Here is an 18,644-nt window from a genome sequence, read left to right as displayed (position 1 = left end):
TCAGCTGATGGATTTTACGAGATGGAAAATAGTATTCTGAGCGGTCTTTTCACAGTTGTTCAGATTGCTTAAGGTATCGGAGAACAGCTTATCCAGCCGGTTTCCCAGCTCCGGAAGGGAATCGTCTGTCTGAGGCTTATCAGCTTTTGGCGCTTCCAGAGTCGGGAAAGGCGTGGTCGAAGGGGGAAGCACTGCGGACAGCTGAACTCTTTCAAGGCTTTGCTGTACCTGCTGCAGGACGTTTCCTGATTGAACCAGCTGCTTGCGAAGGGAGGTCAGATCCTTCTCTTTTTTCGCAAGGTCAGACTGCAGGGTTTCGATCTGTGCAGACTGAGCTTCGAGCTGAGTGCGCTGCTGTTTGATCTGCGCAGACTGAGCCTCGAGCTGAGCGCTTTGTTGTTTGATCTGTGTTGCCTGGGCCATTAAACGCCCCTCCTGCTCCCGTACCTGATGCTGAAGCGTCGAATCCTGTGCCGGAAATTGCTTGAGGGTTTCCATGACCTGGCTTTGCAGGGTGCGGATCAAATCCTCCGCTTCGCGCTTCTGACGGCGTGTGATCTGTATCGTTTCTTCCCGGAGTGCGCGAAGATGGTCGGAACCGTTCTCGGAGGACTTCTTTAAAGAAGCGACCTGTTCCTGCAGCTGTTCGATCGTAGATTCATATACTGTTGATAGATGACGGTTCTGTGGATAAGTCCGGTGAAATCTGCGATGCCTGTGCATTAAAGGATAAAAGAATCAAGGTCATCCACAAAAAGAATGGCGGAGTGAGTGCGGCAAGAAACACCGGACTGCAGGAAGCTCGTGGGGAATATATCACCTATGCGGACTCAGACGATCTTGTGGGAAGGACAATCTATACAGAGCTGATCGGCGCTATGGAGCAAAATGGAACGGACAGCGCCTGCTGCAGCTATGAAGCCTTTACGGGGGCTGGTACAGAGCAGGGGATGGCAGGCAGCAGGACAGGAGTGCAAAAGGCAGCTGGCAGCAGTAGAAGCAGGGTGGAGACCTGTTGCGGCACGGAGGCGTTTAAGGTTTTTTTGAGAGAAAATAACTACGCACCTGTGGTGTGGAACAAGGTTTTTAAACGGGAGGTGCTGAAATCTGCAGAGGGGCTGTTTTTGTTTGAAAAAAATACGACCCTGGGGGAAGATGAAAAATGGCTGGCGGAGGTTTTCTGTGGCAGAGAGACTTCTGTCTGCTTTATTGCAAAGCCGCTGTACTATTGGAGACGGCGGGACAGCAGCGCGACCCATACAGAGAAGGAAGGAATCACGAAAAACAATCTGGACAGTATCCGGGTGCAGGAGGAGCTCTTAGAGACTGTAAAAGTTCTGCAGGATGCAGAGCTGGAGGAGCTGTTAAAATGGAGATTGTATCTGGCTGTTATGGATGTTGTGAGGAAATGCTATAAGCGCAGAGATACGGAGAATTTTCGGTGCTACTATCAAAAGCTGAAACAAATCGGAAAAGTGCGCACATTTGGCGAATCCGGGACAGAAAAAACCCGGCGGCTGGTGTGGAGCGTCTTATTCAGACTGCGGGTGAACAGTAACATTTACGCAGAAATGATAGTGAAAATGAGAAAATTATGGTTTTCTTTTTGGTGGTGAACTGTTAGAATAAAGGATATCAGAAACGTTTGGAAAAACGTGAAAGAAAAGACAGGAAGGGGAATATTCCATGAAGAATTTTGACGTAGTTGCACTGGGTGAGCTGCTGATCGACTTTACCGAGAACGGCAAGAGCGCACAGGGCAATATGACTTACGAAGCAAATCCGGGCGGAGCGCCCTGCAACGTGTTGGCAATGTTGAACAAAGCAGGCCGCAAGACCGCATTTATCGGCAAAGTCGGACAGGATCTGTTCGGCAACAAATTAAAAGCAACCCTGGATGAGGTTGGCATCGACACTTCCAACCTGATCATTGACGAAGATGCAAGAACAACTCTGGCATTCGTAGAGACCTTCCCGGACGGCGACAGAGACTTCTCTTTCTACCGGAATCCCGGTGCAGATATGATGCTGCGCAAGGAGGATCTGCATGAGGATCTGATCCGCGATGCGAAGATTTTCCACTATGGCACACTGTCCATGACTCATGATGGTGTCCGTGAAGCGACCAAGAAAGCGATTGACATCGCAAAAGAAAGCGGCGCAATCCTTTCCTTCGACCCGAACCTGCGTCCCCCTCTGTGGAAGACCTTAGACGATGCAAAAGAACAGGTTGCATATGGTCTGTCCAAGTGTGACGTTTTAAAGATTTCCGATAACGAGATCCAGTGGTTCACCGGCGAAGAGGATTTCGACGCAGGTATCGCAAAGCTGCGTGAACAGTACAATATTCCGCTGATCATGCTGTCTCTGGGAAGAGACGGAAGCCGCGCTTACTACAAGGATCTGCGCGTAGAGGTGAAGCCTTTCCTGCAGGATTCCACCATTGAGACAACCGGTGCCGGCGATACCTTCGGCGGCTGCTGCCTGCACTATGTCCTGAAATACGGTCTGGACAACCTGGATGAGGAGAAGCTGACTGAGATGCTGACCTTTGCAAACGCAGCAGCATCCATCGTAACCACCAGAAAAGGTGCACTGCGCGTAATGCCTGAAGTGGAAGAGGTTGAGGCGTTTATCAAATCCAGAGCTTAAAAGGAACGGAAGATGCTTTTTAATTCCCATATTTTTATGTTACTGTTTCTGCCGCTTCTGCTGGCAGGATGGTATTTTCTGAACTGGAAAAAGAAATTTCAACTGGCACAGGGATATCTGATCGGGATGTCCCTGTGGTTTTATGCGTATGCAAATCTGCAGTATCTGTGGCTGCTTCTGTTCAGCTGTCTGATAGGCTGGCTTCTGAGCTGTCTGCCTGAAAAAATTTTCTCGGAAAAAGGGAAAAAAGTGCTGACTGGTGTCGGATGTGTTTTTCATCTGGGGCTGTTGGGTTATTTTAAGTACAGCAATTTTTTCCTGGAAAATCTGAATACAGTATTTCATACGGACTTTCCGATGCTGCAGATCCTGCTGCCGGTTGGAATCAGTTTTTACACGTTTCAACAGCTGGCATACCTGATTGACCGGTGCCGGGGAGATGCGCCAAGGGACAGCTTTTTTGACTACCTGACATTTATGGTTTATTTTCCGCAGCTGCTGCAGGGACCGATTCTGCTTCGTTCAGAGTTTATGGGGCAGTTAAAGGAGCCGGAAAGGCGCAGGTTTCATGCAGAGCGGTTCTCGGAAGGAATCCAGTTTTTCGTGTTCGGTCTCGCCAAAAAAGTGCTGCTGGCGGATACGCTGGCAAAGGCGGTCAACTATGGATACAGCAATGTTTCGATGCTGGACAGCATTTCGGCACTGCTTCTGGCGGTCGGGTATCTGACGGAGCTGTACTTTGATTTCAGCGGCTATTGCGATATGGCGGTCGGTCTGGGCAAAATGATCGGTCTGGAGGTCGCAGAAAATTTCGATGCGCCGTTTCACTCTGCTTCGGTCAAGGAATTCTGGCGCAGATGGCACATGACGCTGGGACGGTTTTTTACAAGGTATGTATACATCCCCCTGGGCGGAAATCGGAGGGGGAAGATGCGGACGCTGTGCAATGTGATGATCGTTATGCTGCTTTCAGGGCTTTGGCACGGCGCGGCGTGGACCTTTGTGCTGTGGGGATTTTTACATGGAGTCGGGATGATCTGGGACAACCTGGAACATCCGCATTTACCGAAAAAATGGATGCGGCAGGCAGCGACCTTTGCCTATGTTTGTATGACCTTCGTGTTTTTCAGGGCAGAGAGCATTGCGCAGGGGTTTGACGTTTTAAAAAGCATTGTCAGCCTGAAATGGAACGGCTTTGTGTTTCAGATGGCATCGGCGCTCGACATGACGGAATTTTACATGATCACAAAGGCGCTGTCGATGAAGCTGCCGGGACTGCTTTCGTGGTTCTGGCTCGGAATTTTTGTTGTGCTGATTGCAATCTGTTTCCGGGTTCTTTCCGGAGAAAAAGTATCCGGCGTGGTTGCATTGCAGAGGCAGAAAGGCTATGGCAGGCTGTATCCGGTGCTTCTGGCGGTTTTGTTTACCTGGTCAATGATCTCAATGACAGGCGTGAGCGAGTATCTCTATTTTTCGTTTTAAAGGGAAAATGGCGGCAGTATGATCTGTCCGGGACAGTGTGAGGAATGAGAGAAAAATTGAAAAATAAAATTTTTCAATCGCGAGATTTGTGTCTGCGCGCACTTGACACAAACTCGACATGCGCAAAAAGCGTGCGCAGAAATGAGCGGAAAATATGGTAAATTCCAAATGGATTCGGCGTTTTGCGGTCTGGACGGCAGCGCTTTTAGCAGCGATCGCAGCAGTGGTAGTGATTTTTGACCCGTTTTATCATTTTCACGGTCCGCTGCCGGGGATGAAAGCAGTCGTAACGAAATCGGAATATCAGTGTATCGGCACAATACGGAATTTTTCTTATGACAGCGTGCTGGCAGGATCCTCTACAGCGGAAAACTATAACAATCATTGGTTTGACGAGGCATTTTCCTGTAGGACGGTCAAGGCGATTAAAAGCTCCGGGACGTGCACAGATCTGAAATTTTATATGGATGAAGCGTTTACGACGCACGATCTGAAAAATGTGTTTTACAGCCTCGATCTGTTTGCCTTGGACGGCGACCCGGAAACGAATTTTGTCAACGATTCGATGCCGCTGTATTTATATGATAAAAATCCGTTCAATGACGTGAAGTATCTGTTCAACAAGGATGTATTGTTTGAGGATATCCCGTATCTGCTGGCGATGAATTTCAGCGGGTACGACGATGGGATGTCTTATAATTTCTGGCAGTATAAAACCTTTTCTGAAGAAGAGGCGAGAAAGCATTACGAACAGTCGGAAGAGATTGCACCGATGCAGGAGCCGTCTGAGTGGCAGGCACGGGTAGAGGAAAATATTGGTTTGTTGACAGATATGGTAAAAAAGCATCCGGAGACAGAATTTTATTTTTTCCTGCCGCCCTATTCCGAGCTTTGGTGGGACAGCGTGTACCGGAGCGGGCAGACGGAGGAATATCTCTATGCCAGACAGGCGGCGATGGAAGCGCTGATTGCGTATGACAATGTGCAGATTTACGATTTTCAGACGGATGAGGATATTATTCTGAATTTGGATTATTACATGGATCCGATTCATTTTTCTGCGGATGTGAATCAGTTCATAGTCGTAAAAGCAAAGGAAGCCGATGTAGCATATCTGGTGACAAAAGAAAATCTGTCTGACCGGTGCAGTGCAATGCGCAGGCTGGCAGAGAAGATCACAAACAGGTAGCAGAAGTATTTACACGAGATATTTTCCAAACATTTTTAGGGTGTGATCATGACAGATATTTATCAGAAAGCTTATACGAGCATATATCCTTCCAGGCTTGGGGATATTTTGCTGGCGGCGGACGAAATCGGGCTTACCGGTTTGTGGTTTTTCGGGCAGAGCTATTTCGCAGATACACTTCCGGCAGAGCAGGTTGCGCAGGAAACGCCGATACTTGCACAAGCAAAGGAATGGCTGGACGAATATTTTTTGGGAAAAGAACCGGACTTTACACCGAAGCTGCATCCGATCGGATCGCCGTTTCGGCAGGAGGTATGGAGGATTTTACTGCAGATTCCCTATGGTCAGACGATGACCTACGGAGAAATCGCAAGACAGATGGAAAAGCTGCAGAACCGGCCTCATATGTCTGCGCAGGCGGTGGGCGGTGCGGTGGGACATAACGGGATTTCAATCATCATTCCATGCCATCGGGTTGTGGGGACAAAGGGGAACCTGACAGGGTATGCAGGCGGACTTGACAAAAAGATGGCACTGCTTGAGCTGGAGCATGCCAATCGGAAAACTTATCCGGAAAATTTGTCGCTGTAATGAATATGCATATCTTCCCAGTCCATAAATAATACATAGAATACTTTTCCATATTGTGGGCTTTCTACAATTCTCCCATGATCCAGTACAGAAAGATAAGATCCGTCCGCCTTTCGAAGATGAAAATGAATATAGTCATTTTCATTTCCGCTGTCGATTTGTTCCCAAATGCTTGCTTCTATCTGCTGCTGCTCATCTTCACGAATCAGGTTGTGAAAACTCTTATTGGTGAGCCTGAAGAATTCATCCATACTTTGATATCCGGTCATAGAAAGAAATTCATGGTTTGCATAAAAAAGTTCGTCATCTTCCTTGTCTGCTCTGTATATGATAAATGCACCCGGAAGGTGTTCGGAGATATCTTTAAGTGCAAAGCCCAGCTGTTTGCGAACAACGGATTGAAGTTCCTTACTGTAAGACATACATCCATTTTTCCCGTGAAGCTTTATTTCATAGAGAGCTGCATCTGCACAGCGCATGAGCTGTGAAAGACTGGATGCAAAGGTCGGATATTCTGCATATCCAAGAGAAATATAAAATTGCTGCTCCCTTCCTCTGCATGAGAATGTTTTGGGAAGGCTGGTGAATTGCTGCAATTGCGCTTCTGCTTCTTCAAAGGTATAGTTAGGGAGAAGAACACAAAATTCGTCTCCACCGTTTCTTCCTAATATGGCATCAGATGGAAAAAAAGCTTTCATGCTGTCTGCAAGACATTTCAATGCCTTGTCACCATAACCGTGTCCATAGATATCATTGATAAACTTAAAGTCATCAATATCAAAAAGTGCAGCCACAAAATGAGTTTTCGGATTTTTAGCTATCATTTTCGCTGCCAATTCATCAAATCCATAGCGATTGTAAATATTGGTAAGGGAATCCGTGTGTGCCAGTATCTGGAATCTGTTTTTATTTTCTTTCGAAGTCAGCCATACACAGGTAAGAACGGACAGAAGTATAACGTTAGCAGTTAATATCACACTGGTTTTTGCTATTAATAAATTGTTTCGCCATCCACATTGAGGAGCTACTTCAAACATCCATTCCTCTTCCCCTATCGTAAAAGTATAAGAAACTGGATTTATCAACGAATCATTTGATTGAGAAACAATGTTATAGGTATCACTCCAGGGAGCATCTGTCTTTGAAATTCTGTATTCATATCCAAAGCTGGAAAGTGCACTGACCGCGTCTGAGAAAATGTCGGGTACACGCAGGACAACAATGGTAAAGCCCCAGAAATATTCCAACCCGTTTTCATCCTTCAGGAAAATGGGATTGCGGACAGCAATTCCAGAGCCGCCCTGTTTCAATTTGAATGGTCCCTGGGTAATGATTGTATGGTTGTCCCTTGCATAACAGGAAATCTTTCCACGATCTTTATCATGGAGCAGATCAATTTTGCCTGCTTCATTTCCTGTGGACGGATAAATATCTGTCACAACACCATTCGGAGCAAGCTGCACGCTTTCAATAGAATCAGACATAAGATTTTCTGCAATCATGTCAAACTGGTTAAATTCTCCAGATTCACTGATCAAAATCTGTTTCAGAACATCCGTAACGTCTATCCCTTCTGTAATCTCATTTTTTATGCGTTCCCCATAGGTTGTTGCATTTAATAATGCTGTTGTATGGTTCTGTGCTGTTTCATGAGAGTCTACTTTGTATAGGATTATACCAACAAGGCATATACCCAGTAAGAAAACGATAAGCGGAATAAGTGTTTTTTGTTTCATCTAACATGCCCTTTTTTTCAGAGGTGTTTTGCAAGACCTCTGTTGATGTCAGTCATGGCGGCTGTTTTTATAGTAATTTTCCCTCACATTGTGTTCCGTGTCAAGATTTCGTACAAGCTAAAATAAGAAGGAGAGCCAAAGCTTTTGGATACTGTTTTTGTCATTTTACAGAGCTCGCAGCGTTCACAAATTCTTCACAAAAAAATTAGCACTCACCTATTGACATTGCTAATAATGGGTGTTATATTACATCTAGAACAAAGGAAAGGGAACAAAAAGAACAGAAGATGCCGAAAACGGAATCGGAGTTCTCAGAAAGCTTTTCTTTGAACCAGATAAAATGACAACCACTTCTGAAAAGGATTCACAGAAGGCATGATAGAAGGAATGGAGGAATGACTTATGTTACTGCCTAGAATTTGGGATGAAGATTTATTTGAGAATATGGATAACTGGATGAGCTGGCCGGATGAGAGTGAGTTCTTCGGTAAGAAGAATCCTCTGTATGGCAAACATGCAAAGAACCTCATGAAGACAGATGTTCGGGAAACCGAGGATGCTTACGAGGTAGATATTGATCTGCCTGGCTTCAAGAAAGACGAGGTTACGATCACCGTTGAAAATGGTTATCTGAATATCAGCGCTGTCAAAGGCCTTGATAAAGACGAAACCGATAAGAAGACCGGCAAGTACATTCGTCAGGAGCGTTACGCAGGCAGCTGCTCCAGAACATTTTATGTCGGCGAAGCCGTTGAACCCGAGGATGTTTCCGCGAAGTTTGAAAACGGTATCCTGCAGCTTCACATTTTGAAGAAGGAAGCAAAGAAGGTAGAAAAGAAAGACAACCGGATCGCAATTGAAGGCTGATCTTTCCGGTATAGGAAGCTGAACATTCCGTCAAAATCTCACCTGATAAAAATCCCGGTGCGTGAAAACGTACCGGGATTTTTTGTCGTATAAGAAGTTTCAATTCCATACAATAAAAACGCTTTGGGAGGATCCCACTGCGGCAGGAAAGGAAAAGGACAATATCCGGCAGGAGAAATGCGCTGGATTTCACCCGAAAGGTTGCGTAAAAAGGCGCAATCATGTAAAATCAAAGTAATATCTTTGAAAAATGAGCGGCAGGACCGCAGCATGGAGGATGAAATGGATATATTCGGAATATTGGCGATGGTCGGGGGACTTGCTCTGTTTTTATACGGTATGCAGGTTCTGGGAGATGGTCTGAAAAGAACGTCGGGCGGACGTCTGGAAGAAATTCTGGAATCGCTGACTTCCAACAAATGGAAGGGCGCGCTGCTGGGCTGTGTTGTCACGGCAGTAATTCAGTCATCGTCAGCAACGACGGTAATGGTAGTCGGACTCGTAAACTCCGGTATTATGAAGCTGACGCAGGCTGCAGGCGTTATTTTGGGGGCGAACGTCGGAACGACCGTTACTTCCTGGATGCTGAGCTTGACTGGTATCGAAAGCAGCAATGTGTTTGTACAGCTGTTAAAGCCGGCGAACTTCTCACCAATCGTCGGTATCATTGGCGTGATCATGCTGATGACCGCTAAAAATGATAAGAAAAAAGATATCGGTACGATTTTGATCGGCTTTGCAGTTCTGATGTTTGGTATGGAAACTATGTCCTCTGCAGTAGAGCCGCTGGCGGGCAATGAGAAATTTACCGGCATTCTGACGATGTTCTCCAATCCGATCCTTGGTATGCTTGCCGGCCTGGTGCTGACTGCGGTTATTCAGAGCTCTTCTGCATCCATCGGTATCCTGCAGGCACTTTCCATGAGTGGAACACTTACCATCGGTTCTGCGATCCCGATTCTGATGGGTGAAAACATCGGTACGGCGATCACTGCGATCCTTTCCTCTATGGGCGCAAGTAAAAATGCGAAGCGTGCAGCGCTGATGCATTTATATTTCTGTATTTTAAAGACAAGCTTTTTCATGGTGCTTTTTTATCTGATCGATGCGATCGTACATTTTTCGTTTATGACAGAGCTTGCAAACCCTTTCATCATTGCCATGATCCACAGTATCTTTAACCTGTCGGCGGTGATTATCATGCTGCCGATATCCGAAGTACTGGTAAAGCTTGCGATGAAGACGATTCCGGTTACTCCGGACGAGCTCGAGGATGTTCCGGTAGAAAAGAGTATTCAGATCCTGGACGAGCGTTTCCTGGCATCTCCGCATTTTGCACTGGAGCAGTGTAAAACAGCCGCAGGCGATATGGCAGAGTATGCCCGGGAAGCCCTGTTGCTTGGAATGGGGCTTGTGACAGAGTTCCATCCAGAACAGGCAAAGCGGGTGGAAAATCTGGAAAATCTTGTGGATTCCTACGAAGATCAGCTGGGTACTTATCTGGTAAAATTAAGCAGCCGGAATCTTTCTACGAGAGACAGCCATACACTGTCCACGCTGCTGCATTGTATCGGTGATTTTGAGCGGATCTGTGACCATGCGATCAACCTCGTAGGATATGCACAGGAAATGGCGGAAAAGGATCTGCATTTTTCTGCCAAAGCAGAAGAAGAGCTGAAGGTATTTACGGCGGCGGTTCAGGATATCATGAACCGTGCGGTAACGGTATTTAAGAACGATGATCTGAAGCTTGCAAAGTCTGTAGAGCCTCTGGAAGAGGTGATCGACGGACTGAATATGGAGATCAAGAGACGCCATATCCGCAGATTGCGGAAGGGAAAATGTACCATAGAGCTTGGACTTACGCTGTCGGATATTACGACCTGCTATGAACGTGTTGCAGACCACTGCTCCAATATCGCAGTATGCCTGCTGCAGGTCAATGAAGACGGCTTCGATACCCATGGTTATCTGGAAATGGTTCGTGATACGGACAATCCGGAGTTCCGCGCAGAGGTGGCAGAATTTGAACACAAATACGAGCTGCCCCGTATGAAGAAGGATGAAATCGATTCTCTGCCGACGATCGCTTTAGAGGAAACAGATACAGCCTCCGGGGAAAAATCAGATTTTCTCAGTAGTCGAATTCAGGAGCGTAAGAAAAAGAGAAAAGACGGGAAAAAGAAATAAAGAAGGCGGTAGATTGACGGTAATATACCCGAACGGGACTGATTGAAAATCCGGTCAGATTTTAAAAGAATGTACCCGGAATCAGCCAGAGCTTCTGATCTATGATTTCGAAAAGACAGAGGACGATTTTGGCGAAACGGGGCGGCGGACGATTTCGGACACGCTTTTTTTCGAAGGAAAGTGAATAAAAACAACGACATTAAATATCGGTATGGCTTTTGTCTGGTGGCCATCCAACGATATTTGGTGTCGTTTTTTTGTTTCCGGAGAAAAGGAGTGGATAATCTTGGTTCCGTAAAAAAAATACGGCATAAGTTGAATTTTTTTGCAGATAATAATATAATATAGAAAAAGAGCAGGAATGGTGATTGTTATGTTAAAAAAATTCAGCGTAGAAAACTTTAAAGGGTTTCAGGATAAAATCACATTTGATATAGGATCACCCAGCAATTATAACTTTAATTCTGAAATTATAAAAAACGGTTGTGTGACAAAAGGAATTATTTATGGCATTAACAGCAGCGGTAAATCAAACCTTGGATTGGCTATTTTTGATATCATTACCCATTTGACAGATAAACAGAAATTGCTTTCCAGCTACGATTTTTACCTGAACATGAGTGGAAGAAAATCCTTTGCTGAATTTGAATACACCTTTATGTTTGATGGTCATGAAGTGGTTTACCGATACAGCAAAAATGATGTAAATACTTTGAAGAGTGAGAGTTTATCTATTGATGGAAAGGAAGTTATCTTTTTTGATTTTCTTACCAGGGATGGGTTCACCTTGCTGGATGGTTCCGGCACTTTGAATGTATCGATCAAGAGCGAGAGTCCGATTTCCCGTGTAAGATATGTGAACAACAACTCTATTCTTACGGATAATGAGCAAAATCGGGTATTTAAAAAGTTTATTGATTTTGTGGAACGTATGCTTTTGTTTTATTCGTTAGACAGCCGGGGATATGAAGGCTTTACAAATGGTAACGAAGGTGTAGCGGAAGGTATTGTAAATAGTGGAAAAGTGCAGGATTTCCAGAGGTTCCTGAAAGAAAATGACATTGACTATGAATTATACGGATGCGAAGTGGACGGCAAAAAAGCAATCTACTGTCATTTTGATAATACAGATGCTGATTTCTTTAAGATCGCCTCTACCGGAACCAGATCACTGGCATTGTTCTATTATTGGTATATTCGTATGGAAAAGGCATCTTTTGTGTTTATAGATGAATTTGATGCATTTTATCATTTCGAATTATCCGAGTCGGTGCAAAGACATTTGAACCAGATAGCTGGAGTTCAGATATTTACAACGACTCACAACACGGATCTGATGAGCAATGATCTGCTTAGACCGGATAGTTATTTCTTACTTGCAAATAACAGCATAAAAGCGATTTCTCAATTAACAGAAAAGGAACTGCGTCAGGCTCATAATCTTCAGAAAATGTATAAGGCAGGTGCATTTAATGGCAAATAAAGACTATAAGGCATTTATAGTCGAGGGAGAGGTCAGAGAACCTCAGGTGATTGACAATATTTCGAAGATATTCTTTTCTCATAAAAATTATAAAGTCATTACGCTTCCGGCTGGGGAAAATTATACATTAGCTATCCGATGGTTGAAGCACTGAGAGATTATCAGCCGGGAAAATACGGGAATGGAGCAGATTGCTTCGCAGAGATAGAAAATCTTGGCAGGTATAAGAATGTTTCTGCGACAAGGGCACTCAATCCGCATTTTAAGGAGTATGATATTGATATTTGGAAAGACATTATCGATGTGTTTGCAATGAAGGTATCGTGTTTATATAAGTTGTCGGATACAATGGAATACGCGCAGTATTTCGAAGAGGTAACACCGGGTCAGATATATGTCATGGAAGTACAGGAGGCTGAGAGACAGCGGGTATTTGTGTTGAGTGCATTTCCGGAATTTTTGCTGGATTATTTTGGGGTGAAGCTGTGGAAAACAAGTGTGAAACATACAAGAAATCAGATGAGTGAGTTAGAATGCAGAAAGAACTGGTTTCAAAAATCTTGAAGAAAAGTATACGAGGGAAAATTTGATGAAAAAAAGAGTTTATCTGGCGATATTTGCATTGACCTTTGGACTCTGCTCAGGCTGCGGAAACAAGGAAGCAGACAGCGATATTTCGGGTACGGAAGACACCGTTTTTCAGACAGAAGAACCGCTTGAGCTTTCAGGCACAGGAAATATTGATTTAAGTGAAGAAAATAAGGATTCCGGCGGAGAAAATGCTGATTCCAGTGAAGAAAATAATGGTTCCGGTGAAGAGGATACTGATATCGAATCAACCGATACTCAGGAGATCGATTTTACGTGCGATTATTCTGAGGACATCAAAAAAGATGTGGACGATGTAGTATCGGCTTCGGCTTCTTTGCAAGAGGAACTGGAAAATATTCACACGCTTTCCGAACAGTATGAGGCGATTGCCCAAACTGCTCAGACGCAGGGGGAAATGAATATGTCGTCCGGATGGTTTCTCAAAATCTGGGATACGGAGCTGAATAACCTGTGGAGCAGATTCAGCGATTCGGCGGATGCGCAGACGAAGGAAAAAGTCCTCGCAGAGCAGAGAAGCTGGAACTCCATGAAAGAAGAAGTGGCGCAGGAGAGCCTTGGTTCCAGCGAAGAAAACGGGAGCATGTACTCGCTTCTTGTGAACTTTTTTCAGGAAGAAATTACAAAAAACAGAGCCTACGTCCTTGCAAATGAGCTGGCAAAGGTGAAGGGCGAAGCATTTGAAATGCCGGAGCGGTCGACGAAGTACGGAGTGTTTGTGGATAATCAGGGGACCGGCAGTGTATACAGCCTGTTATGTACCCAGCAGGGCGTAAATGGCAGCGATGAAGCGGTGATCTCCATTTACAGGCAGGGCGAGCTAAAAGGAAGCTTTGTGGATAACGGAAACGGGGAGCTGGAATTTTCATCCGAGGATGGCTCTGTAAAGGGAATTATTCAGATCAACGGCTGGGACGGCGCGAGCTTTGAAGTGACGGAGACATCCAACCCGGATGCATTTCCCGTAGGACAAAAAACGGAATTTCCGTTTGCGTTTTAAAGAAAACAGAATATCAGAATCGAACACCCCCAGACCTGACCGAAGCGCGATGCCCGGCGGGGCTGGGGGTGTTTTGTGTGCCGTATCTTACCAGATTCCCAGCACATGCTGCATGAGCAGGCTCATGGAAGCGATGCCGACCCAGCAGCAAAAGCCCAGAGCGAGCGGTTTACCGCCGGTTTTGATGAGTTTTACAATGTTTGTATTTAAACCGACCGCGCACATGGCGAGGACGATGAAGAACTTGCTCAGTGTTTTGAGAGGAGAAAATACGGATGCGGAAACACCGAGAGAGGTTGCGATTGTTGTGATGACGGAAGCCAGCACAAAGTAGAGAATAAACATCGGGAAAATCTTTTTAAACTCGACTTTTTTGCCCTCGGAACCGGCTTTTCTCGTACGGACAAGGGCGAGTACCAGTGTGATCGGAATGATTGCAAGGGTACGGGTCAGCTTTACGGTAACAGCTTTGTCCAGTGTCTGTGTACCGAGCTGATAGAGGGAATCCCAGGTGGATGCGGCAGCGGTCACGGAAGAAGTATCGTTGACAGCAGTTCCGGCGAAAATTCCGAAGGCTTCGCCGCTTGTGGTGGAAAATCCGAGCAGCGCGCCGAGGGCCGGGAAAAACAGGGCAGCCAGCATGTTGAAGAAGAAAATAACGGAAATTGCCTGCGCAACCTCTTCATCATCTGCATCAATAACGGGGGCTGTTGCAGCGATTGCGGAGCCGCCGCAGATCGAGGAACCGACACCGACCAACGTGGAGATTTTGCCGGGAACGTGCATGATACGGTGCAGCACATAGGCGATAATCAGCGAGGTGGAAATCGTTGCGAGGATGATCGGCAAGGACTGCTTTCCGGTTTCCAAAATGACGGAAAGGTTTAAGCCAAAGCCCAGCAGGATGACTGCGTACTGCAGTACCTTTTTGGATACAAATGTGATGCCGCTCTGGAACTGTGTTTTATCTTTGAGCAGCAGTGTGATCAGCATACCGGCAAGAATGCCGAATACCGGACCGCCGACAACCGGGACAGCCTGTCCCAGAAACCAGCAGGGAATGGCAAGGACGAGGCATAACAGGATGCCTTTTACATTTTTCTGAATGAAACTCATGTGTTCTCCCTTCCTGACGGAACGTTCGCCGCCAGTTTTCTCTCATAATTACGTGTCAGATCAGAAGTTTTGACACTGACGGATGCAGCAGTTTACAGTACCGCCTGCAAACAGTTATTATCCTAGCACAGAAATATAATAAATTAAAATGATATATTTATAAAATGATAGATTTTTGTTATGATGAAGCGGAAACTGCTGTGGAAAAGGAAAGAAACCGGGGAGATGCAGAGATTTCTGCATTTCTGACAAATCGCAGTCTGCGGCGGGAAAAGAGGCGAATATGAAAAAATTTTTAAAATACGTTGTGCCGTCGGTACTGGCGTTTGCACTTTCTGGTATTTATGCAATTGTAGATGGCTTTTTTGTAGGAAACAGTGTCGGAGATGTCGGACTTTCTGCGATCAATGTGGTATATCCGGTGGTGACGCTGATGCAGTCGGCGGGCACCGGAATCGGAATGGGCGGTGCGGTCATGTGGACGGTACGGCGTGCAGAGGGACAAAAGGAGGACGGAGACGAGTATGTGCGTACAGCGCTGCGGCTGCTGCTTCTGACGAGTATTGTACTGACGGCTGTGATGCTGATCTTTATGGATCCGGTGCTGTCCTTTCTGGGGGCAGAGGGGACGATCCGTCCCCTGGGTGAGGAATATCTGCGGATCATGGTCTACGGGACGACGTTTCAGGTATTTGCGACAGGCATTGTGCCGCTGATCCGTAATAACGGAGGCGCTTCCTTTGCGATGGTTACAATGATCGCCGGATTTGGAATGAATATTGTACTGGATTATCTGTTTGTCTGGGTGCTGCAGCTTGGTATGGCCGGTGCGGCATGGGCGTCGATCCTGGGGCAGGCTGTGACAATGGTGGGCTCTTTTGTTTATGTATGGAAAGAAAAGCTGCCGGTATTGGGCGTCTGTAAGGAGTTTGGAAGAAAGGTCTGCAGAATCGTGCAGATCGGCATCGCACCGTTTGGACTGTCGCTTTCTCCGATGATCTCCCTGCTGTTCATGAACCGTTTCTGTCTGTCCTATGGAGGGGAAACTGCGGTTGCGAGCTATGCCTGCATCGCTTATGGATTGACGATCGTATATCTGCTGATGCAGGGCGTGGGGGATGGAAGCCAGCCGCTGATGAGCCTGCATTACGGTGAGGGCAAAACAAAAGAGGTGGACCGGGTGCGTAACATGGCGTATGGAACAGCGTGGGTGCTGGCACTTGCCTGTATGCTGATCCTTTATGTGACCAGATATGAGCTGGGTGTGATCTTTGGCTCTTCAGATGTCGTAACGCAGATGACCGGAAACGCGATGCCGATATTTCTGGCCGGACTTTTGTTCTATGCGTTTTCGAGAATTACCACATCAGGATTTTATGCGACGGAGCAAAGCCTATTTTCCTACATTTGTGTGTATGCAGAACCGGTACTTTTATTGATCCTTTTGTTGATCGTGCCGCGGATTTTGAGACAGGACGGTGTGTGGCTGAGCATGGTGCTTTCACAGATCCTGACTGCAGGAATCGCATGTTTGCTTCGTCAGAAAGAGAAGAAGCGGGTTGTGTGACCGCGTAAAAAGGGTAAAAAGTGCTGACCGCACGATCTTATATATTTCTGAAAGAATAATATATGTAATTGAGAAATCTCCTGTGCTACACTTCTTGTGCACAGGAGATTTGCAGTTATGTAAACCTATGAGATTTTCAGGATTCCAGATAGGCGCGCAGATATAAGCGGCGATAGGAGGACGGTGTCATGCCGGTCTGTTTTTTGAAGAAATTCGAAAAATAAAACTGGCTGCCGAATCCGAGAGAATCTGCGATGGAAGCGATGGGCAGATCGGTGGAGGTCAAAAGCTGCGTTGCGGTTTCCGTTTTTTTCTGAAGGATGAACTGACCGGGAGAAATGCCCATGCGGGACTGGAACAGCCGCGTAAAGTGGCTGACATGATATCCGGCAGCCTCTGCCATTTGCTGTACCGTGATCTGCTCGTTCAAATGTGTTTCCACATAAGCGATGGCATCGGAAAGGGGCGAGTCAAAGGTCTGCGCAACGAGGGAAACGCTGTCTGGCGGACAGCATTCCAGATAGTAATGCTCATGTGCGATAAAGTAACACACAAGAAATTGATAGACAGCAACTTGCTATTCCGTAAAATTAGTAGAAATTTATTGTCGAAAATGATACAATATAACAGCAAAAAGATATTTTTTTGAGGAGGAACCATCATTGAATCAAACACAATATAATTTTTCGACATCGAAAACACTTGTAAATATCCTTGTTTACTTTCTGTTATTTTTGGCAGGAGATTTATTTAGCAGTATTTCTTTTGATTTGCTTTTTTCGTTTGTGGAACTTCCGAGCAATGCACTATATGTAATTCTAAGAATGTTGGGGGCTTTATTACTAACCGCTTTCCTTTTTTGGCTTTATACAACAAAAGGACTCCACTTGAAAATGAAAGATTTTGGTATTACACCGAACATAAAAAAATGGGGTGTTCTAATATCTGTTTTTCTTCCAGTATTCGTTACAGCTATTTTTGCAATGATTGGTAAATTTGAAGTCAACTCTTTTTCGGCGGGTGAAATATGTTTAATTATAATAGCTTCCATGCTTATAGCACTAAAGTCGGGAATAACAGAGGAAATGTTGTTTCGTGGGTATATTATGAAATTATTGGAGAGTAGATGGAATAAATATATAGCAATTTTAATTCCATCGTTTCTTTTCAGTTTAGTACACATTCCCTCAATGGAAACCTTTACTGTTAGCGGTGTTCTGCTTTTAATCATTAGCGGTACAGTAGTAGGAATCATGTTTTCTCTTGTTTCCTACAAAGGAAAATCCATAAGTAATAGTGCCTTATTACACGCCGCATGGAACTTTATTATGATAACAGATATTCTCCATATTACGACAGCGCAAGGAACTTATGGAAGTCCGATTTTTTCGATAATAATATCTTCAGATAATGTTTTCCTTACAGGAGCAGGGTTTGGAATAGAAGCATCTATAATCGCAATTATTGGATATATTCTTGTTTGTGGGTTTGTGCTGATTCCGAAGAAAAAGTAAAGACTATTCAATTCAATAATTGATAGCAAATCCAGCCGAGCCAGTCAACGGCAAGTAAATGGGCTTCGCCCACCGTTGACAGCCCCGCCTGTCTTTGCAAATGTGCAGTCAAGAGGACGATAGCCCAAAGTGCTACCGCCCTCTTTTATTTACAACTGAATAACCGCCGCCCCGCAGCGGCACACGAAGCAGTAAATCCGAAAAAGATTTGCTGCTTTTTTTGAGCCCATTTTTGGCAAATTTCCAAAAGTTCCGTATTAGACAGTGAAGCCCCAAAAGGCTGCCATTTTTTCATACAGCGGGCAAAACGCAGCTTCCGAAACGCCTTATTGTCGGGAAAGACCGAGCCGCCGAAAAAGTCCTTGCCGGAAAGTCCGTCCATTCTGCTCTTTTATGGTTTGTAGGGAGTAAGGGGGAGAATGCCAGCCCGCCGCCTTTTATGAAAAAAGCTGGTTATAGATTTCCCGAAAAAGTGGCAGTAGCAAGTGAGGGCAATCCAACAGCTCTTTATGAAAAAAGCTGGTTGCGATTTCTCAAAAAAGTGGCAGTAGCAAGTGAACGGCAGTCCGGCAGTTTCTTAGAGCAAGATTCTACCGAGGTGCCAAAATTCGCTTATCGCTCATTTTGCCCCTGCGGGAATCTTGTTGG

The 18,644-nt window shown here is 45.4% G+C and carries 18 protein-coding genes; 13 read left to right on the top strand and 5 right to left on the bottom strand.

Features of this window, described 5'->3' with window-relative positions:
* Nucleotides 1-723 (bottom strand): hypothetical protein, encoded by a 723-nt coding sequence (locus tag OCV62_RS16545; protein WP_262588055.1) that lies wholly within the window; start codon nt 721-723, stop codon nt 1-3.
* On the opposite strand from OCV62_RS16545, the gene OCV62_RS16540 reads away from it, so the two are divergent.
* From OCV62_RS16540 to OCV62_RS16520, 5 genes are all read left to right on the top strand, one after another.
* Entirely contained in the window at nt 687-1,616 is a 930-nt protein-coding gene (locus OCV62_RS16540) for a glycosyltransferase (RefSeq protein ID WP_262588053.1), read from the top strand. The two genes, OCV62_RS16545 and OCV62_RS16540, sit on opposite strands and share 37 nt — an antisense overlap.
* Nucleotides 1,617-1,686: 70 nt before the next feature.
* Nucleotides 1,687-2,652, top strand: coding sequence for a carbohydrate kinase family protein (locus OCV62_RS16535; protein WP_118496069.1), 966 nt, complete (start codon nt 1,687-1,689; stop codon nt 2,650-2,652).
* 36 nt (nt 2,653-2,688) lie between these two features.
* A complete protein-coding gene (locus tag OCV62_RS16530; RefSeq protein ID WP_262588050.1) occupies nt 2,689-4,134 on the top strand; it encodes an MBOAT family O-acyltransferase in 1,446 nt (481 codons plus the stop codon).
* Nucleotides 4,135-4,288: 154 nt separating this feature from the next.
* On the top strand, nt 4,289-5,323 hold the full coding sequence (locus OCV62_RS16525) for an SGNH/GDSL hydrolase family protein (RefSeq protein WP_262588048.1): 1,035 nt from the start codon (nt 4,289-4,291) through the stop codon (nt 5,321-5,323).
* Between the two features lie 48 nt (nt 5,324-5,371).
* Complete coding sequence (locus OCV62_RS16520; protein WP_262588046.1) at nt 5,372-5,914, top strand: methylated-DNA--[protein]-cysteine S-methyltransferase; 543 nt, start codon at nt 5,372-5,374, stop codon at nt 5,912-5,914.
* On the opposite strand, the gene OCV62_RS16515 is transcribed toward OCV62_RS16520, so the two are convergent.
* Nucleotides 5,890-7,650: a diguanylate cyclase domain-containing protein gene (locus tag OCV62_RS16515; RefSeq protein WP_262588044.1), complete on the bottom strand. Its 1,761-nt coding sequence runs from the start codon at nt 7,648-7,650 to the stop codon at nt 5,890-5,892. The two genes, OCV62_RS16520 and OCV62_RS16515, sit on opposite strands and share 25 nt — an antisense overlap.
* Before the next feature lie 402 nt (nt 7,651-8,052).
* Here OCV62_RS16515 and OCV62_RS16510 point away from each other — a divergent pair, with 402 nt between their 5' ends.
* From OCV62_RS16510 to OCV62_RS16490, 5 genes are all read left to right on the top strand, one after another.
* Nucleotides 8,053-8,517 (top strand): Hsp20/alpha crystallin family protein, encoded by a 465-nt coding sequence (locus OCV62_RS16510; RefSeq protein WP_021916262.1) that lies wholly within the window; start codon nt 8,053-8,055, stop codon nt 8,515-8,517.
* 282 nt (nt 8,518-8,799) lie between these two features.
* The gene (locus OCV62_RS16505) at nt 8,800-10,707 is read left to right on the top strand and encodes a Na/Pi cotransporter family protein (protein ID WP_021916263.1); all 1,908 of its coding nucleotides are present in this window, start codon (nt 8,800-8,802) and stop codon (nt 10,705-10,707) included.
* Between the two features lie 373 nt (nt 10,708-11,080).
* A complete protein-coding gene (locus OCV62_RS16500; RefSeq protein WP_262588042.1) occupies nt 11,081-12,190 on the top strand; it encodes an AAA family ATPase in 1,110 nt (369 codons plus the stop codon).
* 138 nt (nt 12,191-12,328) lie between these two features.
* Entirely contained in the window at nt 12,329-12,754 is a 426-nt protein-coding gene (locus OCV62_RS16495) for a hypothetical protein (RefSeq protein WP_262588040.1), read from the top strand.
* A 25-nt stretch (nt 12,755-12,779) separates the two neighbouring features.
* Complete coding sequence (locus tag OCV62_RS16490; RefSeq protein ID WP_262588038.1) at nt 12,780-13,799, top strand: lysozyme inhibitor LprI family protein; 1,020 nt, start codon at nt 12,780-12,782, stop codon at nt 13,797-13,799.
* An 87-nt stretch (nt 13,800-13,886) separates the two neighbouring features.
* On the opposite strand, the gene OCV62_RS16485 is transcribed toward OCV62_RS16490, so the two are convergent.
* Nucleotides 13,887-14,915 carry a YeiH family protein gene (locus tag OCV62_RS16485; protein ID WP_262588036.1) on the bottom strand — a complete coding sequence of 343 codons (1,029 nt, stop codon included), beginning with the start codon at nt 14,913-14,915 and terminating at the stop codon, nt 13,887-13,889.
* 283 nt (nt 14,916-15,198) lie between these two features.
* On the opposite strand from OCV62_RS16485, the gene OCV62_RS16480 reads away from it, so the two are divergent.
* Complete coding sequence (locus tag OCV62_RS16480; RefSeq protein ID WP_262588034.1) at nt 15,199-16,482, top strand: MATE family efflux transporter; 1,284 nt, start codon at nt 15,199-15,201, stop codon at nt 16,480-16,482.
* 136 nt (nt 16,483-16,618) lie between these two features.
* Here the strand turns inward: OCV62_RS16480 and OCV62_RS16475 are convergent, their stop codons facing one another.
* Nucleotides 16,619-17,035, bottom strand: coding sequence for an AraC family transcriptional regulator (locus OCV62_RS16475; protein ID WP_262588032.1), 417 nt, complete (start codon nt 17,033-17,035; stop codon nt 16,619-16,621).
* A gap of 109 nt (nt 17,036-17,144) precedes the next feature.
* Here OCV62_RS16475 and OCV62_RS16470 point away from each other — a divergent pair, with 109 nt between their 5' ends.
* Nucleotides 17,145-17,996, top strand: a complete 852-nt coding sequence (locus OCV62_RS16470; protein ID WP_055307242.1) for a CPBP family intramembrane glutamic endopeptidase — start codon at nt 17,145-17,147, stop codon at nt 17,994-17,996.
* A gap of 145 nt (nt 17,997-18,141) precedes the next feature.
* On the opposite strand, the gene OCV62_RS16465 is transcribed toward OCV62_RS16470, so the two are convergent.
* Nucleotides 18,142-18,378, bottom strand: coding sequence for a hypothetical protein (locus tag OCV62_RS16465; protein WP_055307241.1), 237 nt, complete (start codon nt 18,376-18,378; stop codon nt 18,142-18,144).
* Between the two features lie 57 nt (nt 18,379-18,435).
* On the opposite strand from OCV62_RS16465, the gene OCV62_RS16460 reads away from it, so the two are divergent.
* Nucleotides 18,436-18,644, top strand: a 209-nt coding sequence (locus tag OCV62_RS16460) for a hypothetical protein (RefSeq protein ID WP_262588030.1), incomplete at its 3' end; no start/stop codon positions are given.

The organism is Gallintestinimicrobium propionicum (genome assembly GCF_025567525.1).
Taxonomy (GTDB): domain Bacteria; phylum Bacillota; class Clostridia; order Lachnospirales; family Lachnospiraceae; genus Gallintestinimicrobium; species Gallintestinimicrobium propionicum.
Note: the sequence above shows the minus strand (reverse complement) of the source record. Positions and strands in the feature narration are given on the sequence as shown.

Coding starts and splice junctions, on each gene's coding strand:
- OCV62_RS16545 (WP_262588055.1), bottom strand. CDS start 723: ATGCACAGGCATCGCAGATTTCACCGGACTTATCCACAGAACCGTCAT.
- OCV62_RS16535 (WP_118496069.1), top strand. CDS start 1,687: ATGAAGAATTTTGACGTAGTTGCACTGGGTGAGCTGCTGATCGACTTT.
- OCV62_RS16530 (WP_262588050.1), top strand. CDS start 2,689: ATGTTACTGTTTCTGCCGCTTCTGCTGGCAGGATGGTATTTTCTGAAC.
- OCV62_RS16525 (WP_262588048.1), top strand. CDS start 4,289: ATGGTAAATTCCAAATGGATTCGGCGTTTTGCGGTCTGGACGGCAGCG.
- OCV62_RS16520 (WP_262588046.1), top strand. CDS start 5,372: ATGACAGATATTTATCAGAAAGCTTATACGAGCATATATCCTTCCAGG.
- OCV62_RS16515 (WP_262588044.1), bottom strand. CDS start 7,650: ATGAAACAAAAAACACTTATTCCGCTTATCGTTTTCTTACTGGGTATA.
- OCV62_RS16510 (WP_021916262.1), top strand. CDS start 8,053: ATGTTACTGCCTAGAATTTGGGATGAAGATTTATTTGAGAATATGGAT.
- OCV62_RS16505 (WP_021916263.1), top strand. CDS start 8,800: ATGGATATATTCGGAATATTGGCGATGGTCGGGGGACTTGCTCTGTTT.
- OCV62_RS16500 (WP_262588042.1), top strand. CDS start 11,081: ATGTTAAAAAAATTCAGCGTAGAAAACTTTAAAGGGTTTCAGGATAAA.
- OCV62_RS16495 (WP_262588040.1), top strand. CDS start 12,329: ATGGTTGAAGCACTGAGAGATTATCAGCCGGGAAAATACGGGAATGGA.
- OCV62_RS16490 (WP_262588038.1), top strand. CDS start 12,780: ATGAAAAAAAGAGTTTATCTGGCGATATTTGCATTGACCTTTGGACTC.
- OCV62_RS16485 (WP_262588036.1), bottom strand. CDS start 14,915: ATGAGTTTCATTCAGAAAAATGTAAAAGGCATCCTGTTATGCCTCGTC.
- OCV62_RS16480 (WP_262588034.1), top strand. CDS start 15,199: ATGAAAAAATTTTTAAAATACGTTGTGCCGTCGGTACTGGCGTTTGCA.
- OCV62_RS16465 (WP_055307241.1), bottom strand. CDS start 18,378: ATGGACGGACTTTCCGGCAAGGACTTTTTCGGCGGCTCGGTCTTTCCC.